The sequence below is a fragment of the Ligilactobacillus sp. ESL1201 genome (assembly GCF_058503265.1).
Genome location: NZ_CP196362.1, coordinates 186,747 through 211,914, shown reverse-complemented (window position 1 = coordinate 211,914; position 25,168 = coordinate 186,747). Strand labels below are relative to the sequence as shown.

The window sequence follows — 25,168 nt, the reverse complement described above, 5'->3', positions numbered from 1 at the left end:
TTTGACTTCCCCCTATTTCAAAATTCCAAAGCCACCTAATACTAAACACAATGCGATCAGCACTAACATGACCCTAGTATAATTCTTATCGATTTTTTCCAAATAAAAGTAAACACCTATTACTACTAATAGCGGTAAAATCCCAGGAGCAATGGCATCAAAAATATCTTTTTGCAGGCTTAAATTTTTAACACCCGTAACGATCTTGATTGGAGTCGTAACTTTAACGTAAGATGCAGCTAAACCACCCATCATAAATAATCCCATCACACTTGCCCCGGTGATCAGTTTATCTACCGCACCACCAGAGAGAATTTTCTCGACTGAAGCTTCACCAGACTTATAACCCAAATGAAAAAGAAAGTAACTTTCTACTAACGTAATCACTGCAAAAATCAGCCATGGCAAAATTCCGGCTAAACCGTTACCTTTTTTAGCAAGCGGAATAAACAAACTAATGATGATCGGCAACCACATTCCCCAGTCGACCGTATCACCAACACCCGCAATAGCACCCATCAGTCCCGTCTTAGTACCGATAATGGCTTCGTCGGGCATATCTTCACCCTTTGCTCGCTGCTCTTCCATCGCAATCACCATTCCGGGGATCAAAGAACCCCAGTTACCACTGGTATTAAAAAATTGCGTATTCCTTTTAAGGGCTTCACTTAATTTATCCTTACTTTTACCATATAATTTCTTTAATGACGGAGCAACGGAAATCCCAAACGAAACCCCCATCATTCTTTCAAACGAATGACTTGATTCGGCAAACAGCCACCATAAGAACCATGATTTATTTAAATCTTTTTTGGTTAATTTATTAGTTTGTTTTTCCTCCACTTTTTCCACTTCATTATTCATTTAACTATTCCTCCTTAGCTTTAGCCGTAAACATAATATGCAAATAAGCGAAGAACAAACCGATCATTGCAATTGCTAGTGTTGGAGTTTTTGTATATTCTTCTAAGAAGAAAGCTGCCAAAAAATATGGAAGAAGACTCTTCTTACCGATTTGTTGCACAATAATAACAAAACCAACTGCTGGTAAAACGGAACCCGATAACGTTAACCCGTTTAAAATGGTCTGTGGGATCATGTTGATCCAAGTTCCCACCTGAGCAGCACCAAAGTATAAAACTAATGCCATTGGAACCGCGTAAAGGAAGAATTTATAAATAGTAGGATACACGATAGAGGTAATTATCATATCTTTAGTAGTCCCGCCCTTATCTATCTTTTTATCCGTCATGTGCGCAAAAAAGCCGTTAATAATGTATTCCAAATTAGCAATTTGCAGTCCTAATAGTCCAATTGGAACAGCCAAAGCAACGGCTGCATTCACATCTATTTTTGACACTACGGCAACCGTACAAGAAACTAGTGAAGCAATCGTTGGATCCGACGGTGCAGCCCCACCTGGAGCTAATAATCCTAAGTAAATCAATTGCAAAGCAGCGCCAACTACCATCGCGGTCGGAATATCGTGCAAGACTAATCCCACCCATAAAGCGGCAGGAAGTGGCGAAAAGACTGTTACAACACCGAAAGTATAACCTAAACGACAACCTCTGAACCAATAAAAGCACCCGATCAATAGTGCCTGTAAGATCGTTATCTGACCCACTTAAGGTTCCCCCAATCTATTTCAGATTTTTAAAGTTCTTTTTAACTACCGTACTTAAATCCGCTTTTTTCTCGTCAGGAACTCGTTGGAAAAAGATTTCCACGCCTGTATCCTGAATCTCCAATAGCATCTTAGCTTCATCTTCAGACATCGCAACACTTTGATAAACTAATTTTCTGTCCGAATTAGCCCCGATACCGCCTACTTGGATCTGAGAAAATGTAAAGCCTAGGTCAAAGACCTTTTTCACGTTGTCAACGGCTTTAAATAAAACTAACAGCGGTGTTTCACCAAAAGCACCCTCTTGATCCCTAGTGACAAAGTCTTTTGTCGAATAAGTTTCTACATCTATTCCGTGCGGAGCAGCCATTTTAAATACCTTACTTAAATAGGAATTAGTTGCTAAATAATCATCTACAATTACTATTTTTTCTGCCTTGGATTCGTGGATCCATTTAGTAACAACTTGCCCGTGCACCAACCGATCATCAATCCGTAATAAAGATATTTTTGTCATATAAAAAACCTCCCTGATTAGTTATTAAGTAACTAGCAAAAACCGTGCCACTTTTCGCCATTTTGCTTTGTCAAAATAGTCAGATCATCTGTATCGAATCTGTATCAATAATAATGACTACGCTTCATTTTTTTGATACTATAAAGATAAAAGCGCTTTATTAAAGGAGTAAAAAGTAATGCCCAGCAAATTTTCCAGGAAAGATCGCGTCGAAATGTTTCTCAAAGAAGAATCGAACCTCAAATCTGCCGCGCTGGCAGAACTAGGGATCAGTACCTCTTACATTGCGGACAAACTCAACCTTACCCGTTCGAACGTTAGCAAGGAACTCAACCGTCTCTTTCGCGAAAACAAAGTCATTAAAATCAGCGGTAAACCCGTGTTATATCTCGATGCCAACGTCGTCTCTAATAGTACAAGACAACAAAAAGTCTTTACCAAAAAAGAGCTGCAAGCCTTGCTGACCAAACAGACCGTCCACGCGCAACAAGACGATCCATTTGCCAGCATGATCGGTGCTCAGGGGAGTCTGAAAAACATCGTGGAACAACTCAAAGCCGCTATTCTTTACCCACCCCACGGCATGAATATCCTGCTGTCGGGGTCTACCGGCGTCGGCAAAACGACGATGGTCAATTACTTATATCACTTCGCGCTCAACCAAGGCACACTCAAAAAAGATGCCCCCTTGATCTCATTTAACTGTGCCGATTACGTCGATAATCCTCAGTTATTGATGTCGCTGCTTTTCGGTTACGACAAGGGAGCCTTCACCGGAGCCAACGCCACCCAAAAAGGGATCATTAACCAAGCGGAAAACGGCATTTTATTCCTAGACGAAGTGCACCGCCTCCCCCCGCAAGCCCAAGAAATGTTGTTTCAGGTCATGGACCAGCATACATACCGGCGACTCGGCCAAGTCACCACCAACTCGATCGGCAACATTTTATTCGTGATGGCCACCACCGAAGATACCTCGTCTACGCTGCTACGCACGTTTACCCGGCGGATCCCCGTGGCGGTCAAACTGCCCGACTTAAACGACCGTTTCCCGACCGAAAAACTGGATTACGTCTATTTATTTTTACAAGAAGAAGCCAAACGCATTGCCCGACCCCTGACGGTCGAAAAAGCGGTGATCGAAGCCTTGCTAACCTACGACACTCCTAATAACTTGGGACAACTAAAAGTCGACATCGAACTGACCTGTGCCAAAGCCTACATGAAAAATAAAAACATGATCAAATTGACCTTTAACGACCTCCCAGAAAATGTCATTAAGTCCTTTTTTGCCGCTAAAAAAAAGCAAGACACGTTAGTTCAAGACCTAATTTCGCGCATCGAACCCACCGTTCAGATCGAAAAGGATACTAGCTTGCAATACGAACCCCAAGTTACTTACTTGAATGCTAACGATCAGCAAAATTTGACTAAAAATTACTCACACAGCGGTGGCCTAAACGAAGCCTACGAAGAAGTCAAAGGCATCTACCACCAGATCGACGCTTTTGACGAGCTCGATCACTCGCAGGCGATCACCAAGATCATCAACTATTCCGTTTACACGGCGGTCAAGACTACTCTGACAGAGATGCAACTAAATTTAGAAAAAAACACGATTTTAGGCTTAATGCTTCATATCAATACGTTAAAGGGGAAGGTTTTCGCTAATCAGATTCCCAAATACTCGGACCCTAACGAAACCCAGCGCAAATATCCTGCCGAATACGAACAAGCCCTACAAATCAGAAAGCGCCTCAACCAACTGATCGATTTCTACATTCCCGTGGGCGAACTGAATTTCTTAACGATGCTGCTGCACATGTCAAAAGAAGACACTCAAAAAAGTATCGGCATCCTTGCACTTTGCCACGGCAGTAACGTCGCCTCCAGCATGTGTACCGTCGTCAATTCGTTTTTGAACTCCAGCCACGCGCACGGCATCGATTTACCCTTAGACGAAAGCATCGACAAAATTTTCACCCAGGTTTCGCAAACGATCACGGACATCGACACCAGCGGAGGCGTTTTGATCCTGTCGGATATGGGGTCACTTTCGCTTTTCGCCAACCTGATCCAGGAAAAAACGCAACATCAGGTAATGAACATTTCCCCGATCAGCACCCCAATGTTGCTGGAAGCTACGAGAAAATCTGTCTTACCCAACGCGACGCTCAAGGGCCTCGCACAGTCGTTGGAAAATGATTTTGCAACGGAAAACAACGAACACGCCGATTTTTCGTTTACTAACCAGAAAATGATCGACTCGCTGCAACAATTTTTATTATTTATCGACCCCCAAAAAGTGATCGCCACGCTGCAAAAAGTATTGAATCAGATCATCGCCGGTCACCAAGTCAACGACATTGATAATTTAAAGATCAAGTTCATCTTTCACTGTTCCAGCATGATCGAACGAGTGATGTTAAAAGAGCCGCTGCCATATAAAAATATCGCTGGCTTTAAAAAAGAACACCTGCGCCTGTTTACCACCGTTACGGACGCGTTTAAACTGGTGGAAAAAAGTTATTTTATTACTATTCCTGATACAGAGTTCGCATACATTATAGAAATTTTTGATACACATTTTTCTTTGAATCAATAAAGTCTCACTCAGATTTATTGGCATGCATTTTGCTTGTTTAACGATGACAGAAGAAAGGATCGATTAAACATGATTAGTCTAATTATTGTTACTCACGGACAGCTTTCGACGGGATTGGTCAGTGCTGCGACCGTTATTTCAGGTAAACCGACGAATGTCACTACCTTTTCACTCAATCCCGGCAATAATATTGGAGATTTCGAACAGGAAGTCCGCCAGGCGATCACCACTCAGGCCCAAAAAGGACACGTCTTAGTATTGACGGACATTCCGGGAGGCAGCCCAACTAACGTCAGCGCCGCGGCACTGCAGGATTTAGATTTTGCCTGTCTGACGGGGGTGAATTTAGGAATGGTCTTGGAAGCGATCGTATCAAAGGAAAATGCGACGGACTTTTCTACTTATGTAGATGGAGTTTTACAAGCAGGAATGAGTAGTATCCATGATTTGGGAAAGGAATTTAAATAACAAGCTGCAAAAGCTGGTGTTTAGCAGGTGAGCACTAACCTAGGCTGGTAATAAGTCGGGTTGAGACTTATTGGCAGACGTAGTTAGGCACAACCTGCTGCCAGCTGGAGCGCGATTAAAACAAGCTGCGAGACAAGCCGGTCAGCATTCGTGGACTAAGTGGCACTGAACGGCAAATCCTGTATTTGGATTTGTTGTTCAGTGTCCTTAGGGCCTAGACTGTTGGCTTGACGAGCGCAATTAATACAAGCTGCAAAGTCAGCCGCTTAGCAACTGAGGACTAGCCTAGACCAGCGAAAAAGCCTGAACTTGGATTTTTTGTTGGGCGTAGCTAGACACAAGTTGCTGGCTGACGGAGCGCAATTAAAACAAGCTGCGTAGCTGATGAATTTTGTCAGAAAAACAAAAAAAGAGGTTAGAAAAACAATGAAAGCAGTTCATTTTGGCGCGGGTAATATTGGCCGGGGATTTATCGGCGAGACCTTGGCCGCCAACGATTTTAGTATTGATTTTGTCGACGTCAACGAAACGATCATTGACGAGTTAAACAAGCGCCACGAATACGAGATCGAACTCGCCGCCGCGGGGCAAGAAAAGATCCAGGTGCATAACGTCGCCGGCATCAACAACGCCAAGGAGCCGGCAAAAGTGGTCGCAGCGATTGCGCAGGCCGATTTGGTAACCACCGCGATCGGTCCTAAGATCTTGAAGCTAATCGCACCGTTGATCGCGCAGGGTTTGGTTGCCCGCAAAGAAGCCGGTAACCAACAAAAGATCGACGTGATCGCCTGTGAAAACATGATCGGCGGCTCGCAGAGTTTGAAAAAATCGGTTTATGAACATTTAGATGCCGCAGCCAAAGTTTACGTCGATGAATTTGTCGGCTTCCCGAACGCCGCCGTCGACCGGATCGTGCCGCTACAAAAGCACGACGACCCGTTGATGGTCGCCGTCGAACCGTTCAAGGAATGGATCGTAGACGAATCGCAGATGGCCCGGCCAGAACTGAAACTCAAGGGTGTGGACTACGCCCCGGATTTGGAACCATACATCGAACGCAAGCTGTTTTCCGTTAACACGGGCCACGCCACCGTCGCTTACACCGGCAAAACATTAGGTTACGACAGCATCGGTGATGCCATCAAAGACGAAAAGGTGCTCGCCCAACTCAAGGGCGTCCTTAAAGAAACGGGCGACCTACTGATTGACAAATGGCATTTCAAACGGGCCGACCACGAAGCTTACCAGCAAAAGATCATCAGCCGCTTTGAAAATACCTATATCTCAGACACGATCGCCCGCGTCGGCCGGACACCGATCCGCAAATTGGGCTTCGACGAACGTTTCATTCGCCCGATCCGCGAGGCTAAGGAGCGGGGATTGAGCTACGAGAAGCTGCTGGAAACAGCCGCTAAGATTTATCAATTTGACGTGCCGACGGACGACGAAAGCGTCAAGTTACAGCAGATGATCCAAGCTAAGTTCGCGGAAGTCGTGCAGGAAACGACGGGACTCAAAGACGAAGATTTAGTAACACAATTAGCCGGACAGATCAGTAAGGAATTTAAGAAATAAATTTAACTGACGTTCAATACTATTCGGTATAAGTGAAAAAAGTAGCTGGGACAAAACTCCGTTTTGTCCCAGCTACTTTTTTTATTTTCCGTAAGTAATAGACTTAATCGCGTTCGTCAAGCCAGCAGTCTAGGTCCTAAGGACACTGACAAACAAATCCAAGTACAGGATTTGCTTGTCAGTGCCACTTAGTCTACGACCGCTAACCGGCTTGACTCACAACTTGTTTGATCGTGCTCCAAAAAGCAGCAGTTTGCGCCTAGCTACGTTTCAAAATAAAACCCAAGTTCGGGTTTTACTTTGAAACTAGGCTAGTGCTCGACTGCTAAACGCTTTTTGTCCCAACTCCTTTTTGGTGATTATTTTTTCAAACATCAATTATGTAAGTAACAGTAATTCATATATTAAAAATCACAATTTTAGTTATTATCCAACCCATTATCATTAATTTTAAAAACTTAACGCCTTAACTAAAGCTTAAATTAGCGTATTGCAACCCTAAAATTAATGTTATAATAATCACATACATTATTGTTAACTTATTATTCATATAGGGGGAGTATCGTATGACTACTGAATTACCAACAACCACCAAGAGTGCCGTTTTAAATAAAGTTTTTGACCTAGAGATCAAGGAAACTCCGGTGCAAAAAATGAAGCCTACCGATGTCTTAGTCAAAGTGATGGCCGTCGGCATTTGCGGTTCCGACGTGCATTATTACGATTCCGGCCGGATCGGTGATTTCGTCGTCAAAAAGCCACTGATCTTAGGACACGAAAGTACCGGTAAAATTATCGCTGTGGGCGACCAAGTCACAGACTTCAAAGTCAACGATCGCGTCGCACTAGAACCCGGAGTTCCTTGTGGCAAGTGTGAATTTTGTCGTACTGGGCGCTATAATTTATGCCCCGATATTCAGTTTATGGCCACCCCGCCGGTCGACGGTGATTTGACCGAATACATCACGTGGCCAGCAGATTTCACTTACCATATTCCAGACGATATGTCATATGAAGTCGGTTCTCTAAGCGAACCATTCTCTGTTTCGGTCAATGCCGCACGTCTGGTGAATCTGCGGCCCAATGCAACCGTCTTTATTTCCGGGGCCGGCCCCGTCGGTCTCCTAGCGATCTTAACGGCGCGGTCATATAACGTCGGCACGATCATCGTCAGTGACGCGGAACCAAGTCGCTTAGAAATGGCGCAAAAATTTGGTGCTGACTATACCGTTAACATCACCAAAGACGATATCAAAGAAAAAATTGCTTCCTTAACTAATGGTCAAGGAGTTGATTTTGCATTCGAAGCTTCCGGAAATAATCACGCGGAAAGTGATGCCTTGTTAACCTTAAAATCCGGCGGCAAAATCGCATATATCGGTATGCCAACCCATGATACGGCGCCGCTCGACATTATGTTTATGACCACTCACGAACCGCAGATCTTCGGCGTTTTCCGTTATGCTAATACTTATCCGGCAGCCATTAAAATTTTGCACGAAAATATGGCTACGGCCCAAAAATTGCTGACCGATTTTTACGATTTAGATCATGCCAAAGACGCATTCGAAAGAAACCGGACTGCTAAGGGAGATTCCTTAAAAATCATCATCTATCCTAACGGCAAGCCAGCTAAATAACAATAAATAACCCGAACTCAAAGGAGGCGTGCACTATGCACGGATTTTTAGGTGAATTTTTGGGAACGATGATCATGATCTTACTTGGCACTGGGACCGGTGCGGGTATTAATTTAAATAAATCCCTAGCTAAGGGCGCGAATTGGTTATTTGTCTGTGTTTCTTGGGGATTAGCCGTTACGATGGGTGTTTATGTAGCCGGTGCTCTTGGTTCTCAAGGACACTTAAATCCGGCGGTCACGATCCCTTACGCAATTTTTGGTTATTTTCCGTGGAGCCAAGTTGTCCCTTACCTAGCTGGACAGTTCTTAGGAGCCTTCGTCGGCGCAACACTCGTCATCTGCCACTTTTATCCTCATTTCAAAGCTAGTGAAAATGAAGAAGCTGGCAATCACGTGGGGATCTTTGCGACTAGACCGGCGATCAAAGCGCCAGTCTTTAACTTTCTTTCCGAAACGATCGCAACGTTTGGCTTTGTCTTTATCCTGCTCAACTTAGGCGATTTCACTCAGGGACTAAAGCCCTTCATCGTCGGCATGGTAATTTTAGTGACCGGTACTAGTTTAGGTACGACCACTGGTTTCGCCCTCAACCCAGCACGTGATTGGGGTCCGCGTTTGGCATACACGATCTTACCCGTGCCACACCGCGGCAATCCCGAATGGTGGTACGCTTGGGTCCCGATGTGTGGCCCAATCGTTGGCGGTTGTTTAGCCACGGCATTGAAGTTTATCTGTTCTTAAAAAAATTGTGACAAAAAGCGCTTAGCAGTCGAGCACTAGCCTAGTTTCAAAGTAAAACCCGCACTTGGGTTTTATTTTGAAACGTAGCTAGGCACAAACTGCTGCTTTTGGGAGCACGATCAAACTAGCTGTGAGTCAAGCCGGTTAGCAGTCGGTGTCCTTAGGACCTAGACTGCTGGTTTGACAAACGCGATTAAGTCTATTATTTACGGAAACCAAAAAAGAGACTGGAACAAAACAGAATTTTGTTCCAGCCTCTTTTTTGGTCCCAATTTCTTTTAAACTATTTCTCCACTACATCGCCGATCGCCTGTAAGGCCGCCGTCAAATAAGAGCGCCCAGTTGCTAAGTTGATCCTCGTGTAATTTTCGTAATTCGCGCCGTACTCATCGCCCAGATCTAAAGCGACGTCAGCTCGTTCAAGTAGATCATCGACCACAACTCCCGCAGGTAAAACAGCCGACCAGTCGATCCATAAATAAAAACCTCCTTGTCCCCCGTAAACTTTAATTTGGGGGGCAATTTGTTTTAACATCTTGCGGGTAACATCCATGTTTGCTGCCACATAAGTATTCATCTGTTGCATCCATTCACGCCCCGCCGAGCTGTACCCGCGAGTCACCGCCAAGTACGCCAGCGGATCCAAGCTGCCGAAATGTTTGGCGTTTCTTTTGGCGATAAAGCGCGCACGCAACTGCTTGTCCGGGATAAAAATATTGGCGTGATTGATGCCAGTTAATCCCAAGCATTTCCCTAACGATGTGGCTACGATCGTCTTTTCCTTGGTGGGAGCGGCTGCTAAGTAACTCGTGAACGCAGCGTCGTGGTAAATATTTTCCGCATAAATTTCGTCGCTGAAAACATAAACTCCATAACGCTGAGTAAGTTGGGCGAGCCGGCACAGATCTTCTTTAGCCCAGACTTGTCCGGTCGGGCTGTGGGGATTACATAATACCAGCAATTTAGTCTGCGGCAACTTTAGCGCGTCTTCTAAGCGTGCAAAATCGAGCTCGTAATTTTCATGCACCGCGTCTTCTAGCAGCGGCACTTGCAGCACCTTTCTGTTCAAACGATCCGCAGCTTGATCGTAACGTCCATATCCCGGAACCAAAGTCACCAACTGTTCGTTTTGCTTGACTAACAATTCGATACACGTCGCTAACGAATGGATCGTGCCGGCAGTAACTACCAGCCACTCTTTAGGAATCGTCAGCCCGTGCTGGTTTTTCATCCATTGTAGTACGGCATTTTCGTACGGCTGATCGGGCAGTGTATAACCGAAAAGACCGTTTTGGGCCAACTCGATCACCGCATCCGTAAAAACTGGTGCCGTGGCAAAATCAAATTCCGTTCCGATCAAATTGTACCGCCGCGTCGTCAACTCTTTTTTCATATTCCCCCAGCCCGCGCGCTGGACTCGTCGCTCAAAATTCATGATCTTCTCTCCTATATTAATTGATATTGACAAACCAAAATCGTTTTAATACTATTAGTATATCATTAAATTTTAGATAGCATTTATTAATTTAGCGTTTCATTTAGTAAATAATTTTTCAGTAGGAGGCTGATTTCTTGCAACAAATGCAAATCGAGTTACGGCCATGCTGGCAAGACGATACCGTCAGCGAAATGTTCGTTCACATCCAGATCCCCGTAACTCAAAATGAAGCACCCTTTTTACACTATCCCGACGATGCTTACGGTGGTGCCGTTCCCTTCGCGGATTACGATCAACTCACCATTACCGACGATGCGGGCCCGGTCCCATTTGAAATCAAAGAGGCCCCGTCACGCAGCACGGACATGCTCTACCGCGGTATTTATTTCCAACGCTCTGTTGCAGGGCAACTCTCTTGGAAGTACCGACTGACTCCCCGGGTCTTACCCGCCAATTATCGCAGCAGCCCTTACTACGATTTTAGAAATGAACCTTTCGGCCTTAACGGCTGTGCACTATTTGCCTTCATCATGCCTAATACGGAGCAAAAATACGAAGTTCACCTGCACTGGGACATGACTGAGATGCCGGCTAACGCGCGGGCACTCTGGTCTTACGGCGAAGGCGACGTCACTAAAGAACTGACCCCATACGAAACGGCTTTTTCTCTTTTTAACGTCGGAGTTATGAACTGTCAGGAAAACGATTCTTTCGGTATCTATTGGTTCGGCGATATCCCGACCGACATCCCGACGGCCTTTAGTCAGTTAAGTCAGATCTTTACCTACATGAAAAATTACTTCCACGATTCAGACAGCGTCTTTCGGGTCTTTTTAAGACGGGATCCCTTCGAACACAGCGGCGGCGGCTCCGCGTGCAAGTATGCCTTCATCTCAGGATACAGCGCACAAAAGCCGATCGACCTTAACGAATGGATCCGGGTTTTGATCCACGAGATCACGCATACGTGGCCGACCATGGATGACACTCAAGTCGGCCAGGGGACTTGGTTTGAAGAAGGCTGCACCGAATATTACTGCACGGTCTTACCGTTTCGCGGTGGCTTCGTTTCTCCGGAATTTACCGTGGGCCAAATCAACGAGATCACCGGGCAAAATTACTACCAAAACGTTTATCGCAATTTACCAGCAGCGAAAATTGCTAAAATTCAGTGGCAAGACCGCCGCGCCCAGCCAGTTCCTTACGGGCGGGGAATGGTTTATTTAGCCAACACCAACCAAGAATTACAACAAGCTGGTAAAGGCAGCATCGACGATTTTGTTTTACACTACCTCAACCACCCAGCACCCACCCTTGAAGACTGGGAGCGATTTATTACCGCGCGGTTGGGACAAACCGGCAAACAAGAACTCGCAGACATGATGGCTGGCAAGACCGTCATCCCCCGTCCAGGGATCTTTGGTCCCCGTTTTAAGGCTATCAGCCAACAATTTACCAACGACGATCACCAAAAAGTCACTGTCTATCATTGGATAGTCAATCAGTAAGGAGTCTAATATGAAAATCACAAATTTGCTTAAAACAAGCGTCGTGTTAGCCGTCGGCGCGTTAATGCTCAGCGGCTGTGGCACCAAAAAAGGCACTGCTCAGGCCAACAAGCAGGTATTAAACTGGAGTTCGGGCTTTGAATTAGCGACACTCGATCCCGCCAAAGCTAGCGATGCTTTTAGTTTCGACATGATCGGCAATTCGATGGAAGGCCTCTACCGGCTAGGGAAAAATGCTCAGGCCGAACCGGGACTCGCCAAAAAGACGACCGTTTCCGCTGATGGCAAGGACTACACGATCACTTTGCGCCGAAATTCCACTTGGTCCAACGGTCAAAAAGTGACTGCCGCCGATTTCGTTTACGGCTGGCGCAGAACCGTTGCTCCTAAGACCGGCGCGCAGTACTCCTACCTTTATGATGGTATCCAAAATGCCAACGACATCATCGATGGCAAAAAGGACAGTCAAACTTTGGGGATCAAAGCAGTAGGTAAATACCAATTAAACATTCAACTGGATAAAAAAATCCCCTACTTTAAGGTCTTGATGAGTTGTCCGGCCTTTTTCCCGCAAAATAAAACCGCCGTTGACAAGTACGGCAGCAAATACGGCACCACCGCAAAAACGATGGTTTACAACGGGCCGTTTACAGTCCAGGGATGGAACGGTTCTAACCTCAGTTGGTCGCTAACCAAAAATCCGCATTACTGGGATAAAACGGCCGTTAAATTGAGTAAGATCAATTTTAAAGTAACCAAAAGCAACACGACCGCATACAACTTATACCAAACGAATAAATTAGACATGGCTGCTTTAGACAGCCAGCAGGCTAAAAATTTGAAAAATAAAAATGGTTACCAGATCATTGCGGGCTCTAACATCCGCTACCTGGAATTTAACCAGCAAAAGCCCGTCTTCAAAAACGCTAAGGTCAGAAAAGCAATCTCCATGGCGATCGACCGCAAGCAGCTAGTCACCGACGTCATGGCAGACGGTAGCCATTTAGTCAACGGCGTCGTGCCGCCTAAGCTGGCAGAATATCACGGACAAGATTTCACCAAAGCCGTCGATTCCAGCACAACGCCTAAATACGACAAGAAAAATGCGCGCACGTTGCTGAAAGCCGGTCTGGCCGAAAGCGGACAAAAGGACTTATCCTTAACCCTCTTAGGCGACGATTCCGAGCAGTCCAAGAAAAATACCGAATTCGTCCAAAGCCAACTGGAAAACAACCTCGGCATCAAGGTCAAAATCGAAAACATTCCGTTCAAAAACAGACTCGCTCGTTGTGGCGCCGGCAATTTTGACCTCGCAATCGGAACTTGGGGCGCCGATTTCGCCGATCCGATCAGCATTTTAACCACGTTTGTTTCCGACTCGCCTTACAATTTCGGCAAGTGGCATAACGAACAATACGATCAACTAGTTTCCCGGGCAGAAAACGAAGACGCCAATTCACCGCAGAAACGCTGGGACGACATGGTCCAAGCAACCAATGTCCTTAATCAGGATACCGGCGTAGCTGTTTTGTACCAGCCAAATACCGCGGTAATGTTACGCCCGAGCGTCAAAAACGTCATCATGAATTCCGCCGGGTTGGAATATAACTGGAAAGAAGCGTATATATCTAAGTAAAAAATAGGGAGTTGGGACAAAAAGCGGTTAGCAGTCGCGGACTAAGTAACACCAACAGACAAATCCTGTGCTTGGATTTGTTTGTTGGTGTCCTTAGGACCTAGACTGCTGGTTTGACAAACGCGATTAAGTCTATCATTTATGAAAAACAAATAGGGAGCTGAGACAAAACAATAAGTTTTGCCTCAGCCCCCTATTTTATATCTTCGTAAATATAACTAGATCACCCGTTTTATTTTTGAAGATAAATTGACATTTTGATAAATAAGACGCTAACCAAAATAAAGTATGGATCTTTAAGCGACAGTATATTCCCATTTCGCATTTTTAAAATAATCGGATCGATAAAAATATTTTTATTACTCAAACGTGAGATTGGATTATCCACCCGTTCTACTATCGAAATAAACGGAATCCCGTTCAGTTTAAGCCTTTTGGCAAATAAAAGAGCATTGTCCGACGTCCCCTTTAAAGTAATTAAAATCACCACATCGTCTTGTGTCAAAGAATTAGTCAGTGCACTTAACTCATCTACACCTTCAATAAAAAAGATGGTGATATTAATAGTTAAAAATAAACGCCGAATTTCTTGTGCGATATTTCTTTGCAACGTTCCTGTCCCGTAAACAAATATTTTTTTACTATTGATCAATATCTGACAAATATCCGACAAATCTTTTCTAGTTATATTATCAATAAATTCATTTAAGCCAGTGGTATATCGTTGAAAAATATCTTCATCAAGAGTTCCGGAATTTTCTTCTTGTTTGATCAAGTATTTAAGTTCCGAAAAGCCCTGCAAGGAAATCCTTTTAGAAAAACGAACTATTGCCGAAGAAGAAACGTTACATCTATGCGCTAAATCACTGAGATTCAAAGTTAAGATCCGCTTTTTATTTGCTTTAATAAACTTCCAAATGTGTTGATCTGTTGGTGTTAATAAGTCAAAATGTTTAATTACTAAATCATCTAACAAAATACGTTTCCCCCCAACTTAACTAACACAAAAGGGGCTGGGACAAAACTCCGTTTTGTTCCAGTCCCCCTTTTGCTTTCCGTAAGTAATAGACTGATCGTGATCCAAAAAGCAGCAGTTTGTGCCTAGCTACGTTTCAAAATAAAACCCAAGTTCGGGTTTTACTTTGAAACTAGGCTAGTGCTCGACTGCTAACCACTTTTTGTCCCAACTCCCTTAAATTAAACGCTCAATTTTTTACTTATAGTCATTATAACATGAAAAAATGTTCTTAATTCTCAGCAGCAAGGCGTGCGAACTGCTCATCAACTTGTGGCTGAAAACCACTTGAATTAGTAACTATCATAATAACCACTGGATCGTAATTACTCTTCTTGATCTGAGACAGATCCATCTGCATGATCAACTGATCTTGTTGTACAGTATCTCCTGATTTTACCTGTGGTAAAAAGCCCGCCCCATTCAGTTTAACAGTATCGATGCCAAAATGAAGCAAAACCTCGATGCCGGATTCTTCATTTTTAATTCCAATAGCGTGCTTGGTTTTAGCTATCATCTCTATTTTACCGCTTAGTGGCGCATGAATTTCTCCATTTGCTGGCTCAATAGCAATTGTTTTCCCTAAGATCTCATTAGCAAAAGTTGCATCACTAAGATCACTATTATTGATTACTTTTCCCGCTACTGGTAAATGAAAATCTTCTGTTAAATTGATATCTCGTTGCTGTTCTGCGCTTTCACCATCAGTTGCTTCATTTTCCTTGACTACTGCTCGTTGCTTATCATTAGGATCGAAAAAGAAATATACTAAACCGCCAGAAACGATCATCGCCGTTAAATGAATAATAAAATAATTTAAGATTGCTTTTTTACTATAAAGATAAGTAACTAATCCGGGGATAGCAGCTACTCCCATTCCAGTACTAGCGGCGTGTAACAATCCTGCAACCATCCCTGAAGCTGCACCACCACATAACGCAAAAATAAACGGGCGGCCAAATTGTAAGTTAACACCAAAAATAGCTGGTTCAGTGATCCCTAAAAATGCTGGTAACGACGACGAGGTATATAAACTACGCTTTTTAGGATCCTTTACTTTCAACCCCGTTACGAATGCAGCAGTTGCTTGAGCAATAATTCCTCCTGTGATCATCGCGTTAAATGGATTATAGCCAGTGGTAGCTAGTAAACTAGTCTCCAATGCTAAGAAGATATGGTGCATTCCCGTCACCACGATTGCTTGCTGTGTGCCACCAATAATTAAACCACCAATTCCAAACGGCAAACCGATCACGGCTTTAGCGACAAATAAAATTCCATGTTCAATTTGCTGGCAAACGGGACCGATTATTAATAATCCTAATAAACCAGAGATCAGCAGCGTTACAAACGGGGTAATGATCAAGTCTAAACTATCCGGAACTACTTTTTTCAACTTCTTTTCAATGTAGGCTGCAAGCATCACGACTACAAGTGCAGGCAATACCGAGCCCGAATAACTAACCACGTTGACGTGGATCCCAAACAAATTGATCGTCAACGCCTTAACGGTTCCCTTGATAACATCGCTTGGATTAGGCAACAGCGGGTTTACCAACATCAACCCCAAAATCAGTCCCAAAACAGGGGAGCCACCAAACTGACGCATCCCCGACCAAGCAATTAAAACTGGCAGAAAGGTAAACGCTGTTTTCATTAAAACAGTCGCGATAGTTAGTGCACCAGGACTCATATGAACGTTAAATGCCGTTAAACAATTAATGATTCCACTAAAAAGCCCCGTCGCAACTAAGGCAGGAATGACAGGAATAAAAATATCCCCTAGTATTCGTGATGCTTTTTTAGGTAATGACATTCCGGCATATTGGTTTTGCGTATTTTCAGGGGTAGATCCCGCCGTTATTAAATTATATATTCTATCTACCAATCCTGTTCCTAAAATAATTTGGTATTGGTCTCCCGCATAAAATTGTCCCTTTACCCCGGTTATCTCACCAATCGCATCTTCATTGATTTTTTCCTTATCTTTAGGTGTGATCCGTAATCTAGTGGAGCAATGAGAAATACTTACAATGTTTTTTTGACCACCAATGTTAGCTAAAATGGATTTTTTGATGTTGGTATCATCAGTTTTCACAATGGTTCCTCCTTTACCTTTTAAGGCCTAACTGCCGTGCCGTCAGGCAACCTGCTAATCGTCCAGTCGCTGGTCCAATCATCAGCAAAAGAAATTTCCGGAAATTCTTTCAGAGCCTCTTCGTCAATATCTACTCCTATACCAGGATTATCATTCAAATATATATAGCCGTTTTTTACTTTAGGTGTACCGGGAAAAACGGCATAGGTATTTTCACCGATACTATTGCTCCATTCCTGAACACCGCAGTTATGAGCGGCCAAACTCAGCTGGGCGTTGACCGCGTGTCCGATCCCCGATAGATCTCCAGGGCCATGCCAAGCAGTTTGAACACCGAAAATATCTGCAACAGCAATTAATTTACGAAGCGGCGTGATCCCGCCTATTTGACTAATATGACACCTAATATAATCAATATCCCTGTTTTGAATAACTTGCATCCATTCGTGTGGATTATTAAATAGTTCCCCCAGCGCTAACGGAGTACTACTTTGTTCCCTAATTCGTTTTAGCCATCCCATTTGTTCGGGAGAAACTACATCTTCGAGAAAAAGCAATGAATACTTCTCCATTTTTTTAGTAAAAGTAACCGCTTGGTGAGGAGCCAGTCGTTCATGAACATCGTGAATTAAGTTAATACTGTTACCAAATTCCTCTCTTAATCGGGTAAATGTCCTCAGCACCGTATCCATATATGCCTGGGGATCAAAATAATTGCCGTAATTAGGCCCGCTTATTTCCCCTTGATCACTGCCGCCATAACCATTGACTTGCACCCGAATATTTTTCCATCCCTGTGCTACCTTGATTTTGACTTGCTCAACTGCATCATCTATCGAGGCAGAATCAACGTGGGTATACGCGGGAACTGCATCGCGGCATTTACCACCTAAAAGTTCATATAAGGGCATCCCGGCTAATTTCCCCTTAATATCCCACAAAGCCATGTCAATTCCCGCAATTGCATTATTTAAAACCGGTCCGTTTCTCCAATATGCATTAGACGTACAAGTTTGCCAAATATCTTCAACATTATTAGCAACTTTTCCTACTACCATTGGTTTTAAGTAATCATCAATGACTTCTTTTACTGCTTTGATCCTCTGAGTAAAAGTCGCACACCCTACCCCATAAATCGCCGGGTCTTGGGTTTTTACTTTAACCACCAACAAGTTGATCCCTTCGGGGGAGGTAATGAAGGTCTCAACGTCTTTAATCTCTACATTTTTCGCCAAAATTGACTCACTCCTTTTTCTGTTACAATTGTAATCGATTTCAAAGCGATAATGTAGTTGTTTGGGACAAACAAGTTGATACTTTAAAAATTAAAATATGTTTTAGCCGTTAAAATAAATTTTAGCCAGTTCTAAAGCCAAAAAGAGGACCGAAACAAAAGCAATTTTTGTCCCGGTCCTTTTTTCTTTTGCCATTTTAAAGCAAAATTTTGTATTCATTTTTCTACCTCCACATAAAAAAAGGCCAGATCCTAAAACCCAGCAAAACCACTTAGGCCAAATCAGGCCTAAGTGGCAGGAAAAACACCTTACCAATGTTATTTAATTAGTAACACCAACTTTACTGTGCCACGATGTAGCAGTCGTCGCCAAAACATCATTAAGTTCCTCAATATTTTTACGCCCAGTCGTTTTTAGCCAGTCACGCCCGGCTCCTTCACCCTGTCTGGCAAAGGGTTCTATCGCATGCCGCCACGTCGCGCGCCCGCAAAGTACACCGTTAAAAGTCGACCCCGCCTGGTGCGCCAACTTTAAAGTCCGCTGAAAAAGTGTTGCGGAAACTCCCGCGCTCAAAAAGATGAACGGCACATTATTCGTTGCTTGATCCTGTTCTTTAAAAAAATCAGTTGCTTCATCCAGGGTGTAAACAACTTCCCGATCATCAGCCGCATAACCTTCCACATAGTCCATATTCACCGGCACTTCAACTTTTAACACATCAACGTTGTAGCGTTTTTGGGCAAATTCATTGACCATTTCATTTACCTTATGTGGCTTAACTTTAGCGTATTTTCTTCCCTTAGTATCACCGATTTTTTCATCGTAAGACATCAACTCCAAAAAGAAGGGCAAGTCTTCAGCCTCGCATTCATCGCCGACCCGTTCAACAAACGCTTGCTTTTTTTCATTGATCTTATCATCCTCATCTACATCGTAATAAAGCATAAATTTGACCGAATCGACTCCGTTTTCTTTTAGTCTTTTCACCGACCAATCCGGCAACAGATCCGGCATCCGTCCCGGTGCAGTCGTATCATAGCCGGTTTTTTCGTAGGCCATTAGTAAACCACAGCCTGCTGCTCGTTTTTTAGCAGCCGAGAGCCCGTATTCCGGATCGAGTAAAATAGCTGACGAGTATTTAGTTAATTCTGCGGAAACTACTTCTTTGAAGTCAACAAGATCTTCATCGCTCGCCTCTTTGCCACCAGCTGCGGCCAACATTTTTTTTAAAGACCCCCGCTGATCAAGTGCCAACGCAGCGATAACGCCATTATCATTAGACATTTTTTCTAATACATTAATTTTATTTGACATACGAATCCCCCATTTTCTGAGTAACAGACGATGTAAGTCAGTAACTATCCCCTGCTCTTACCACCAGAAACGTTGACTGTTTGTCCGGTCATATAGCTAGATCTGTCTGATAAGAAAAATACTACCAAATTAGCTACTTCACTTAATTTACCGCTACGCTGCAACGGAATTGAGGAATTGTCGTTGTATCCTGCGCGTAATTCTTCGACTGTCTTATGCCGAGAATAAGCTAATCCTTCCTCGTATTCGAGCGTTCTTAACGCAGTAGCTTCCAAAACGCCAGGCGCTACGCCGATACAGCGCACGTTATATTGCCCCAATTCTTTAGCCCAAGCGCGGGTAAAACCATTGATTGCCCCCTTGGTTCCGGAATACATTCCCGCACCTTGAGATCCTTCTAGTCCCGATTCAGAAGACATATTAACAATTACACCGTGTTTATTTTGAACTAAGACCTTAGCAACGGCGGAGGAAACTAAGAAAACACTTTTGACATTAACGGCAAACATCTTATCGTATGTCTTTTCATCGATCACGTGTTTTCCCGTAGGATCTGCTGGGTCCACTAAAATTCCCGTAATATTGATCCCCGCATTATTTACAACACCATCGATAGTCTTGAAACGCTCCATTGTTTGCTTTACCATATTTTGAACATCTGCATTTTTAGTCACATCTGTCTTTACGTACAGTAAATTAGGATCTGTCAGCTGGCTTTCATTGATATCAGCATTGACTACTTTGGCACCGTCTTTTAACAGTTCCCGTACAATAGCATCTCCTATACCAGACGAGCCTCCCGTGACAATATAGACCTTGTCCTTACAACCTAACCAATCGTTATCCATCGTAAATACCTCCTAAAATATTTTTAATTGTTATTAAAAGTAATAACCAAGTTTATTAAACGTACCGGGATCAATCGTCTTTTTTCTCCTCTTTTTTCCAAAGAGTACCACGTTTGTAACAAACGTACGTGTAAATAAAGGCTCCGACCCAAAGAACCAAAACTACCAAAAATCCTAATGACACTTTGCCGGTAATGATACTGTTAATTAAATAGGTAACCTGATTACCGCCTTGATCTAAAGAGGCAACCGTCTTGCCTGAAGCTAACAAATGTGTCGTTCTTCCTAATTTATCCAGCAAAGGATAGGTTTGATTAGCGATCCAAATCGTCATTGACATAAAGACCGAGCCCGAAATGATCGTCCTAAACAAATTACCCCTATGAACACCAACAGCCAAAGCAACAAAGTAACCGATAGTAGCTAAATCGCCGAAAGGTAAAACCTTATTTCCGGGAACAATAATTGCTAATAACAAAGTGATCGGCACGAATAATAAACTAGCCGAAATAACGTCTGAATTACCTAACAGTAAGGCTGGATCCATCCCAATCGTAAAGGTGGCACCCTTGAAATACTTATTCAGTACCTTTTGTGCCGCCTCCGAAATCGGCATTAATCCCTGCATAATATATTTAACGACTACTGGCATTAATTCCATCACGGCAGCCATCTGAATGGCTAATTGTAACGACTTACCGATGGGAAACTTCGCTAGTAAACCAATTATTAGTCCTAAAATTGCCCCAATGATCGATGGCTGCCCGAAAATACCAAATCTCTTTTGAATACTTTCGGTACTTAAGTTGATGTTTCTGATCCCAGGGATCAATTCGATCAAATCATCAATCGGTTTAGCAAAGACACCGTTGATCCCGGTGTCGCCGTGCGGAATAGAAACCCCTTCCATTTCAAAGAACTCGTTAGTGACGGGGGTAAACATATCCCCTAACTTGAAGGCAATCATACTGTGAATCGCGATCGCTATTATTGCCCAGGTATAACTTCCCGTTGCCATTAAAACGATTGCACCAGTAAACGCAAAGTGCCACACATTCCAGATATCGACGTTGATCACTCTAGTACTTTTAGTTAATAGCATTGCTAAATTAACCAAAATAGAAATCGGGATCGCGATCAACCCCACAGTCGAAGCCCACGCCATCGGCGATGTCCCGGGCCACCCGATATCAACAATACTTAATCCCAAGTGAAAGTTTTGGGCCATCGCCTTGGCAGCCTTGCCCAAGTTGTCGGTCAACAACCCGACTACCAAATTGATCCCCACAAAACCAATACCGACGGAGATCCCGGCACGAAGTGATTTTCCCACTCCTGCACGCAAACACAGACCTAAGATGAAAATAATAATGGGAATCATTACAGATGCACCTAAATTAACGATATACTGAATAACTTGCATACCATTCACCTCAATTTCATAAATTTTTATGGTTCAGTAAAAATCAAATTAGTTTTATTGCGAATTTTTTGAATAAGTTCATGGTCGGTAATATGATCGGTGATCAACGTATCTATTTGATCAATATCAATGATCTTATTCAAAAACGCGCTGCCAAATTTGTCGTGATCAACTCCCACAAAAACCTGCTGACACTGCTCAATAGCGGCACGGGTCACGTTAGCTTCTGCGGTATGATGGTTTGATAATCCTGCCGAATCGGTAATACCACTGCCAGAAATAAAGCCAATACTAATATTTATTTTGTGCAAAATTTGAATCGCTTGCTGGCCGTACATCGATCCTTCATTAGAGCGAACATTACCGCCCAAAACTACCAACTCGATTCCCGGAGCCTTGTACAATTCATTGATGATCGGGATCGAATTAGTAACGATCGTTAGTTCCTCTTTATTTTTCAACTGCTTGGCCACTTCTAAGCAAGTTGTTCCGTAATCCAGATAAACAACATCGCCGTTCTCAACAAACTCGCTAAATTTTTGCGCGATCGCCTGTTTGATTTGATGGCTTTTATGCAGGCGCCCACTATAGCTGGTTTCGTTAACGGCAACGTCAAGGACAGCACCTCCCCTTACTTTTTTAATTAAGCCCTTGTCCTCTAAATCGTACAAATCATGTCTGATAGTTTCCCGCGAAACTTTTAACCGCTTACTTAATTCCAAAATTTTAATCGAATTATCTTCTTTTAAAATTTTAATGATCTCATTCCGTCGTGAAGTTCCATCCATGGTGATTGATCCTCCTTACCAAATTTACACCTACTAAGATAACACTATTTGGCAAAAATGCAAATTATTTTTTGCTTTATTGCCAAATTATGATTGAAAAAAGCGCTTAAATAGTTTATATTTGATTTGCAAAAGATTTGTTAATTGGCAATTAGCAAAATTAATTTTGCATAAATCAAGATAGAAATGGAAGCGATTTTTTGCCTATTATCAAAAAGGAGCTAGTATTTGCCCACCAATATTTTACTTCACAAAAAGCGGCTATTTCTTTTTTAGCTAATAAATTATTAGCTAACGGTTTTGTTAAGCCGACTTATGAAGGCGCTTTATTGCAGAGAGAAGCGGAATTTCCTACGGGACTACCCACGGGTGAAATAGCCGTTGCCATCCCCCACGCCGACTCTCAATACGTCAACGAATCAGTTTTAGCCGTTACCACGCTCACTCATCCCGTTGCTTTTAATAACATGGGTGACCCAGAAAATGAATTACCAGTTTCGTTGATCGTTATGTTAGCCATCGCGCAACCCCGGGCTCAAATTACGATGCTTCAAAACTTAATGTCCATTTTTCAAAACCAAGAGCACTTGCAAAAATTAGTTTCATACACCGACACAACTGCTCTGTACCAAGACCTAGCCGCAACTTTTGCAGAAGTTAAGCTTTAAAACTTATTAGAGGAGAGATTATTATGAAAAAAATCATTATTGCTTGTGGATCAGGGATCGCAACTTCAACCGTCGCTAGAAATTCTTTGGAAAACAAATTAACAGAAAAAGGCGTTGATATGAGTAAACTGTCTTTTGACCAAACTTCCATTTCACAATTACCCGTCAAAGCCGAAAATTCTGATTTAGTTATCACTACCGCCAAATATACCAAGGATATCGGTGTTCCAGTCTTAAACGGCTTGCCCTTTCTCACCGGCATTGGTACAGATAAATTGGTTGACCAAGTAATTGCAGCGTTAGACTTGTAATAATGTAATTAGGGGGAATAGAGAAATGATTTTAACCGTGACGATGAATCCGTCCATAGACATGTCCTATCCTATCGTACACTTAAAGATCGACGACGTTAACCGTGTCACTGAGGTCAGTAAAACCGCTGGTGGCAAAGGGTTAAACGTAGCACGAGTCGTTAAATTAATGAATTATCCTGTGTTAACGACTGGTATTTTAGGCGGGCATTTTGGCAAATACATCGAAGAACAACTAGATAAAGATCAAATTGACCACGATTTTGTGCATTCCAAACAAGAAACTAGAAATTCACTCGCCCTGTTACACGACAACGGCAAGCAAACCGAGGTACTGGAACCCGGACCCGTAATTTCTGCCAGTGAAAGTCAGCTGTTCATCACCAATTTCACCAAATTATTGGTTCAAAGTGAGATCGTCACCATTTCAGGCAGTATGCCTAGAGGGATCGCCCCCGATTTTTACTCCCAACTGGTAACGATCGCTCACCAGAAGCATAAAAAAGTGCTCCTGGACAGTTCCGGCAATGCGCTTAAAACAGCCTTAGCCGCTGACGACAAACCCGACCTGATCAAACCTAACGAAACAGAAATCAGTGCGATCATCGGAACCAAATTAAATACTACTGACCCTCAGATCTTAGTCGAGCAGCTAAATGCTCCCGAACTAAAAGAAATTCCTTGGGTCGTAGTTTCTTTAGGAGCCAAGGGGGCGGTTGCTAAGCACGAAAACACTATTTACAAAGTAACCATCCCTAAAATCACAGCAGTCAACCCCGTCGGTTCCGGAGACTCTACGTTAGCCGGGCTCGCAATTTCTTTAGCGGATCACGCTACTGATGACACTGTTTTAAAAACCGGAATGGCTACGGGCATCCTAAATACCCTCGAAGCCCAAACGGGTTACGTAAATCCCGCCAATTTTAAGCGGTACTTCGAGCAGGTCACAGTTACCAAATTAGCATAAGCACATAAAAAAACAGCAGCAGTTCCCCTAGGAAACGACTACTGTTTTTTTATTACTGCAAATTGTTATCCGCTATATAGTTACGAACTGCCCCCAGATCCGGTAATACTGCCAGCGCATTTTGGCGATCCGCCGCCGTTGGCTCTACCATATCGGGCACCATGATGACTGGCAGCTGGGCGTGTTTGGCGGCTAGCACGCCGTTATGTGAATCTTCAATCACCACCGCCGCTGTTTTGGGCGGCTTATCTCCCTTGACCCAGGCTTGCTCGAAGATATCGGGTGCGGGTTTGGCGCGGGTCACGTCGTCGGCGGTGATGATCTCGGCAAATCCGAGGTCCTCCGGCGTATTTTTCAAATAAAACTCGATCTGCGGCCGACTATTACTTGAAGCCAGCACGTATTTGATCCCTCGTTGACGCAAAAAACCAGCTAACTCTAAAAATCCCGGTTTTAATTCCAATTTCCCTTGCCGCACAAACTCATTGATCTTTTGCAGGTTCAGCTGGGAAAAACGCGCGATCAAACTTTTGCTGCCAAAGTCCTGCTCCATTTGCGCAAACATGTGTTCCACGCTAGTTCCCAAAAACTGGCGGTAATAGGCAAAAGAATACTTCATCTGTAATTCATCCGCGGCCGCTTGATTAGCCGCATAATAAATCTTTTCCGAGTCAAACACGACCCCGTCCATGTCAAAAATCACTAATTTTAATTGCATAACTTCCCCCTCATTTTCATTACTGC

Annotated in this window: 22 protein-coding genes; 10 read left to right on the top strand and 12 right to left on the bottom strand. The window is 43.4% G+C overall.

Features of this window, described 5'->3' with window-relative positions; all coding sequences use genetic code 11:
• Nucleotides 1-12: 12 nt before the first annotated feature.
• The 3 genes from ACSYSK_RS01075 to ACSYSK_RS01065 are packed head-to-tail and all read right to left on the bottom strand — an operon-like array spanning nucleotide 13 to nucleotide 2,144.
• Entirely contained in the window at nucleotides 13-864 is an 852-nt protein-coding gene (locus tag ACSYSK_RS01075) for a PTS system mannose/fructose/sorbose family transporter subunit IID (protein WP_491715124.1), read from the bottom strand.
• Nucleotides 865-868: 4 nt separating this feature from the next.
• Entirely contained in the window at nucleotides 869-1,627 is a 759-nt protein-coding gene (locus tag ACSYSK_RS01070) for a PTS mannose/fructose/sorbose/N-acetylgalactosamine transporter subunit IIC (protein ID WP_491715123.1), read from the bottom strand.
• 16 nt (nucleotides 1,628-1,643) lie between these two features.
• Nucleotides 1,644-2,144 carry a PTS sugar transporter subunit IIB gene (locus tag ACSYSK_RS01065; protein WP_491715122.1) on the bottom strand — a complete coding sequence of 167 codons (501 nt, stop codon included), beginning with the start codon at nucleotides 2,142-2,144 and terminating at the stop codon, nucleotides 1,644-1,646.
• A gap of 178 nt (nucleotides 2,145-2,322) precedes the next feature.
• Between ACSYSK_RS01065 and ACSYSK_RS01060 the strand changes: the two genes are divergently transcribed.
• From ACSYSK_RS01060 to ACSYSK_RS01040, 5 genes are all read left to right on the top strand, one after another.
• Nucleotides 2,323-4,749 carry a sigma 54-interacting transcriptional regulator gene (locus ACSYSK_RS01060; RefSeq protein ID WP_491715121.1) on the top strand — a complete coding sequence of 809 codons (2,427 nt, stop codon included), beginning with the start codon at nucleotides 2,323-2,325 and terminating at the stop codon, nucleotides 4,747-4,749.
• Between the two features lie 69 nt (nucleotides 4,750-4,818).
• A complete protein-coding gene (locus ACSYSK_RS01055) occupies nucleotides 4,819-5,217 on the top strand; it encodes a PTS sugar transporter subunit IIA (RefSeq protein ID WP_491715120.1) in 399 nt (132 codons plus the stop codon).
• Between the two features lie 426 nt (nucleotides 5,218-5,643).
• Nucleotides 5,644-6,792 carry a mannitol-1-phosphate 5-dehydrogenase gene (locus ACSYSK_RS01050; protein ID WP_491715119.1) on the top strand — a complete coding sequence of 383 codons (1,149 nt, stop codon included), beginning with the start codon at nucleotides 5,644-5,646 and terminating at the stop codon, nucleotides 6,790-6,792.
• Between the two features lie 566 nt (nucleotides 6,793-7,358).
• Nucleotides 7,359-8,432 carry an NAD(P)-dependent alcohol dehydrogenase gene (locus tag ACSYSK_RS01045; RefSeq protein WP_491715118.1) on the top strand — a complete coding sequence of 358 codons (1,074 nt, stop codon included), beginning with the start codon at nucleotides 7,359-7,361 and terminating at the stop codon, nucleotides 8,430-8,432.
• 35 nt (nucleotides 8,433-8,467) lie between these two features.
• Nucleotides 8,468-9,175 (top strand): MIP/aquaporin family protein, encoded by a 708-nt coding sequence (locus tag ACSYSK_RS01040; protein ID WP_491715117.1) that lies wholly within the window; start codon nucleotides 8,468-8,470, stop codon nucleotides 9,173-9,175.
• A gap of 283 nt (nucleotides 9,176-9,458) precedes the next feature.
• Here the strand turns inward: ACSYSK_RS01040 and ACSYSK_RS01035 are convergent, their stop codons facing one another.
• Nucleotides 9,459-10,610: a MalY/PatB family protein gene (locus tag ACSYSK_RS01035; protein ID WP_491715116.1), complete on the bottom strand. Its 1,152-nt coding sequence runs from the start codon at nucleotides 10,608-10,610 to the stop codon at nucleotides 9,459-9,461.
• Nucleotides 10,611-10,747: 137 nt separating this feature from the next.
• On the opposite strand from ACSYSK_RS01035, the gene ACSYSK_RS01030 reads away from it, so the two are divergent.
• Nucleotides 10,748-12,121: a hypothetical protein gene (locus ACSYSK_RS01030; RefSeq protein ID WP_491715115.1), complete on the top strand. Its 1,374-nt coding sequence runs from the start codon at nucleotides 10,748-10,750 to the stop codon at nucleotides 12,119-12,121.
• Nucleotides 12,122-12,131: 10 nt separating this feature from the next.
• Nucleotides 12,132-13,757, top strand: a complete 1,626-nt coding sequence (locus ACSYSK_RS01025) for a peptide ABC transporter substrate-binding protein (RefSeq protein WP_491715114.1) — start codon at nucleotides 12,132-12,134, stop codon at nucleotides 13,755-13,757.
• Nucleotides 13,758-13,989: 232 nt separating this feature from the next.
• On the opposite strand, the gene ACSYSK_RS01020 is transcribed toward ACSYSK_RS01025, so the two are convergent.
• The 7 genes from ACSYSK_RS01020 to ACSYSK_RS00990 form a co-directional block, all read right to left on the bottom strand.
• The gene (locus tag ACSYSK_RS01020; RefSeq protein ID WP_491715113.1) at nucleotides 13,990-14,733 is read right to left on the bottom strand and encodes a MurR/RpiR family transcriptional regulator; all 744 of its coding nucleotides are present in this window, start codon (nucleotides 14,731-14,733) and stop codon (nucleotides 13,990-13,992) included.
• A 271-nt stretch (nucleotides 14,734-15,004) separates the two neighbouring features.
• A complete protein-coding gene (locus tag ACSYSK_RS01015) occupies nucleotides 15,005-16,870 on the bottom strand; it encodes a PTS sucrose transporter subunit IIABC (protein WP_491715112.1) in 1,866 nt (621 codons plus the stop codon).
• A gap of 20 nt (nucleotides 16,871-16,890) precedes the next feature.
• A complete protein-coding gene (locus ACSYSK_RS01010) occupies nucleotides 16,891-18,105 on the bottom strand; it encodes an enolase C-terminal domain-like protein (RefSeq protein WP_491715111.1) in 1,215 nt (404 codons plus the stop codon).
• Between the two features lie 321 nt (nucleotides 18,106-18,426).
• The gene (gene lacD / locus ACSYSK_RS01005) at nucleotides 18,427-19,419 is read right to left on the bottom strand and encodes a tagatose-bisphosphate aldolase (protein ID WP_491715110.1); all 993 of its coding nucleotides are present in this window, start codon (nucleotides 19,417-19,419) and stop codon (nucleotides 18,427-18,429) included.
• Nucleotides 19,420-19,463: 44 nt separating this feature from the next.
• Nucleotides 19,464-20,267 (bottom strand): SDR family oxidoreductase, encoded by an 804-nt coding sequence (locus ACSYSK_RS01000; protein ID WP_491715109.1) that lies wholly within the window; start codon nucleotides 20,265-20,267, stop codon nucleotides 19,464-19,466.
• 70 nt (nucleotides 20,268-20,337) lie between these two features.
• Complete coding sequence (locus ACSYSK_RS00995; RefSeq protein WP_491715108.1) at nucleotides 20,338-21,690, bottom strand: PTS galactitol transporter subunit IIC; 1,353 nt, start codon at nucleotides 21,688-21,690, stop codon at nucleotides 20,338-20,340.
• A gap of 26 nt (nucleotides 21,691-21,716) precedes the next feature.
• The gene (locus ACSYSK_RS00990) at nucleotides 21,717-22,478 is read right to left on the bottom strand and encodes a DeoR/GlpR family DNA-binding transcription regulator (RefSeq protein ID WP_491715107.1); all 762 of its coding nucleotides are present in this window, start codon (nucleotides 22,476-22,478) and stop codon (nucleotides 21,717-21,719) included.
• 200 nt (nucleotides 22,479-22,678) lie between these two features.
• On the opposite strand from ACSYSK_RS00990, the gene ACSYSK_RS00985 reads away from it, so the two are divergent.
• Genes ACSYSK_RS00985 through ACSYSK_RS00975 form a run of 3 tightly spaced genes read left to right on the top strand, consistent with a single transcriptional unit; the run spans nucleotide 22,679 to nucleotide 24,424 of the window.
• Nucleotides 22,679-23,146 carry a PTS sugar transporter subunit IIA gene (locus tag ACSYSK_RS00985; protein WP_491715106.1) on the top strand — a complete coding sequence of 156 codons (468 nt, stop codon included), beginning with the start codon at nucleotides 22,679-22,681 and terminating at the stop codon, nucleotides 23,144-23,146.
• Nucleotides 23,147-23,169: 23 nt separating this feature from the next.
• Nucleotides 23,170-23,457, top strand: coding sequence for a PTS sugar transporter subunit IIB (locus ACSYSK_RS00980; RefSeq protein WP_491715105.1), 288 nt, complete (start codon nucleotides 23,170-23,172; stop codon nucleotides 23,455-23,457).
• 25 nt (nucleotides 23,458-23,482) lie between these two features.
• Nucleotides 23,483-24,424 carry a hexose kinase gene (locus ACSYSK_RS00975; protein ID WP_491715104.1) on the top strand — a complete coding sequence of 314 codons (942 nt, stop codon included), beginning with the start codon at nucleotides 23,483-23,485 and terminating at the stop codon, nucleotides 24,422-24,424.
• A gap of 52 nt (nucleotides 24,425-24,476) precedes the next feature.
• Here the strand turns inward: ACSYSK_RS00975 and ACSYSK_RS00970 are convergent, their stop codons facing one another.
• Nucleotides 24,477-25,142 (bottom strand): HAD family hydrolase, encoded by a 666-nt coding sequence (locus tag ACSYSK_RS00970; RefSeq protein ID WP_491715103.1) that lies wholly within the window; start codon nucleotides 25,140-25,142, stop codon nucleotides 24,477-24,479.
• Nucleotides 25,143-25,168 lie beyond the last annotated feature (26 nt).

What these genes read in the sequence shown, in the direction of transcription:
- ACSYSK_RS01075 (WP_491715124.1), bottom strand. Translation starts at nt 864, where the DNA reads ATGAATAATGAAGTGGAAAAAGTGGAGGAAAAACAAACTAATAAATTA.
- ACSYSK_RS01065 (WP_491715122.1), bottom strand. Translation starts at nt 2,144, where the DNA reads ATGACAAAAATATCTTTATTACGGATTGATGATCGGTTGGTGCACGGG.
- ACSYSK_RS01060 (WP_491715121.1), top strand. Translation starts at nt 2,323, where the DNA reads ATGCCCAGCAAATTTTCCAGGAAAGATCGCGTCGAAATGTTTCTCAAA.
- ACSYSK_RS01055 (WP_491715120.1), top strand. Translation starts at nt 4,819, where the DNA reads ATGATTAGTCTAATTATTGTTACTCACGGACAGCTTTCGACGGGATTG.
- ACSYSK_RS01050 (WP_491715119.1), top strand. Translation starts at nt 5,644, where the DNA reads ATGAAAGCAGTTCATTTTGGCGCGGGTAATATTGGCCGGGGATTTATC.
- ACSYSK_RS01045 (WP_491715118.1), top strand. Translation starts at nt 7,359, where the DNA reads ATGACTACTGAATTACCAACAACCACCAAGAGTGCCGTTTTAAATAAA.
- ACSYSK_RS01040 (WP_491715117.1), top strand. Translation starts at nt 8,468, where the DNA reads ATGCACGGATTTTTAGGTGAATTTTTGGGAACGATGATCATGATCTTA.
- ACSYSK_RS01035 (WP_491715116.1), bottom strand. Translation starts at nt 10,610, where the DNA reads ATGAATTTTGAGCGACGAGTCCAGCGCGCGGGCTGGGGGAATATGAAA.
- ACSYSK_RS01025 (WP_491715114.1), top strand. Translation starts at nt 12,132, where the DNA reads ATGAAAATCACAAATTTGCTTAAAACAAGCGTCGTGTTAGCCGTCGGC.
- lacD (WP_491715110.1), bottom strand. Translation starts at nt 19,419, where the DNA reads ATGTCAAATAAAATTAATGTATTAGAAAAAATGTCTAATGATAATGGC.
- ACSYSK_RS01000 (WP_491715109.1), bottom strand. Translation starts at nt 20,267, where the DNA reads ATGGATAACGATTGGTTAGGTTGTAAGGACAAGGTCTATATTGTCACG.
- ACSYSK_RS00995 (WP_491715108.1), bottom strand. Translation starts at nt 21,690, where the DNA reads ATGCAAGTTATTCAGTATATCGTTAATTTAGGTGCATCTGTAATGATT.
- ACSYSK_RS00990 (WP_491715107.1), bottom strand. Translation starts at nt 22,478, where the DNA reads ATGGATGGAACTTCACGACGGAATGAGATCATTAAAATTTTAAAAGAA.
- ACSYSK_RS00980 (WP_491715105.1), top strand. Translation starts at nt 23,170, where the DNA reads ATGAAAAAAATCATTATTGCTTGTGGATCAGGGATCGCAACTTCAACC.
- ACSYSK_RS00975 (WP_491715104.1), top strand. Translation starts at nt 23,483, where the DNA reads ATGATTTTAACCGTGACGATGAATCCGTCCATAGACATGTCCTATCCT.
- ACSYSK_RS00970 (WP_491715103.1), bottom strand. Translation starts at nt 25,142, where the DNA reads ATGCAATTAAAATTAGTGATTTTTGACATGGACGGGGTCGTGTTTGAC.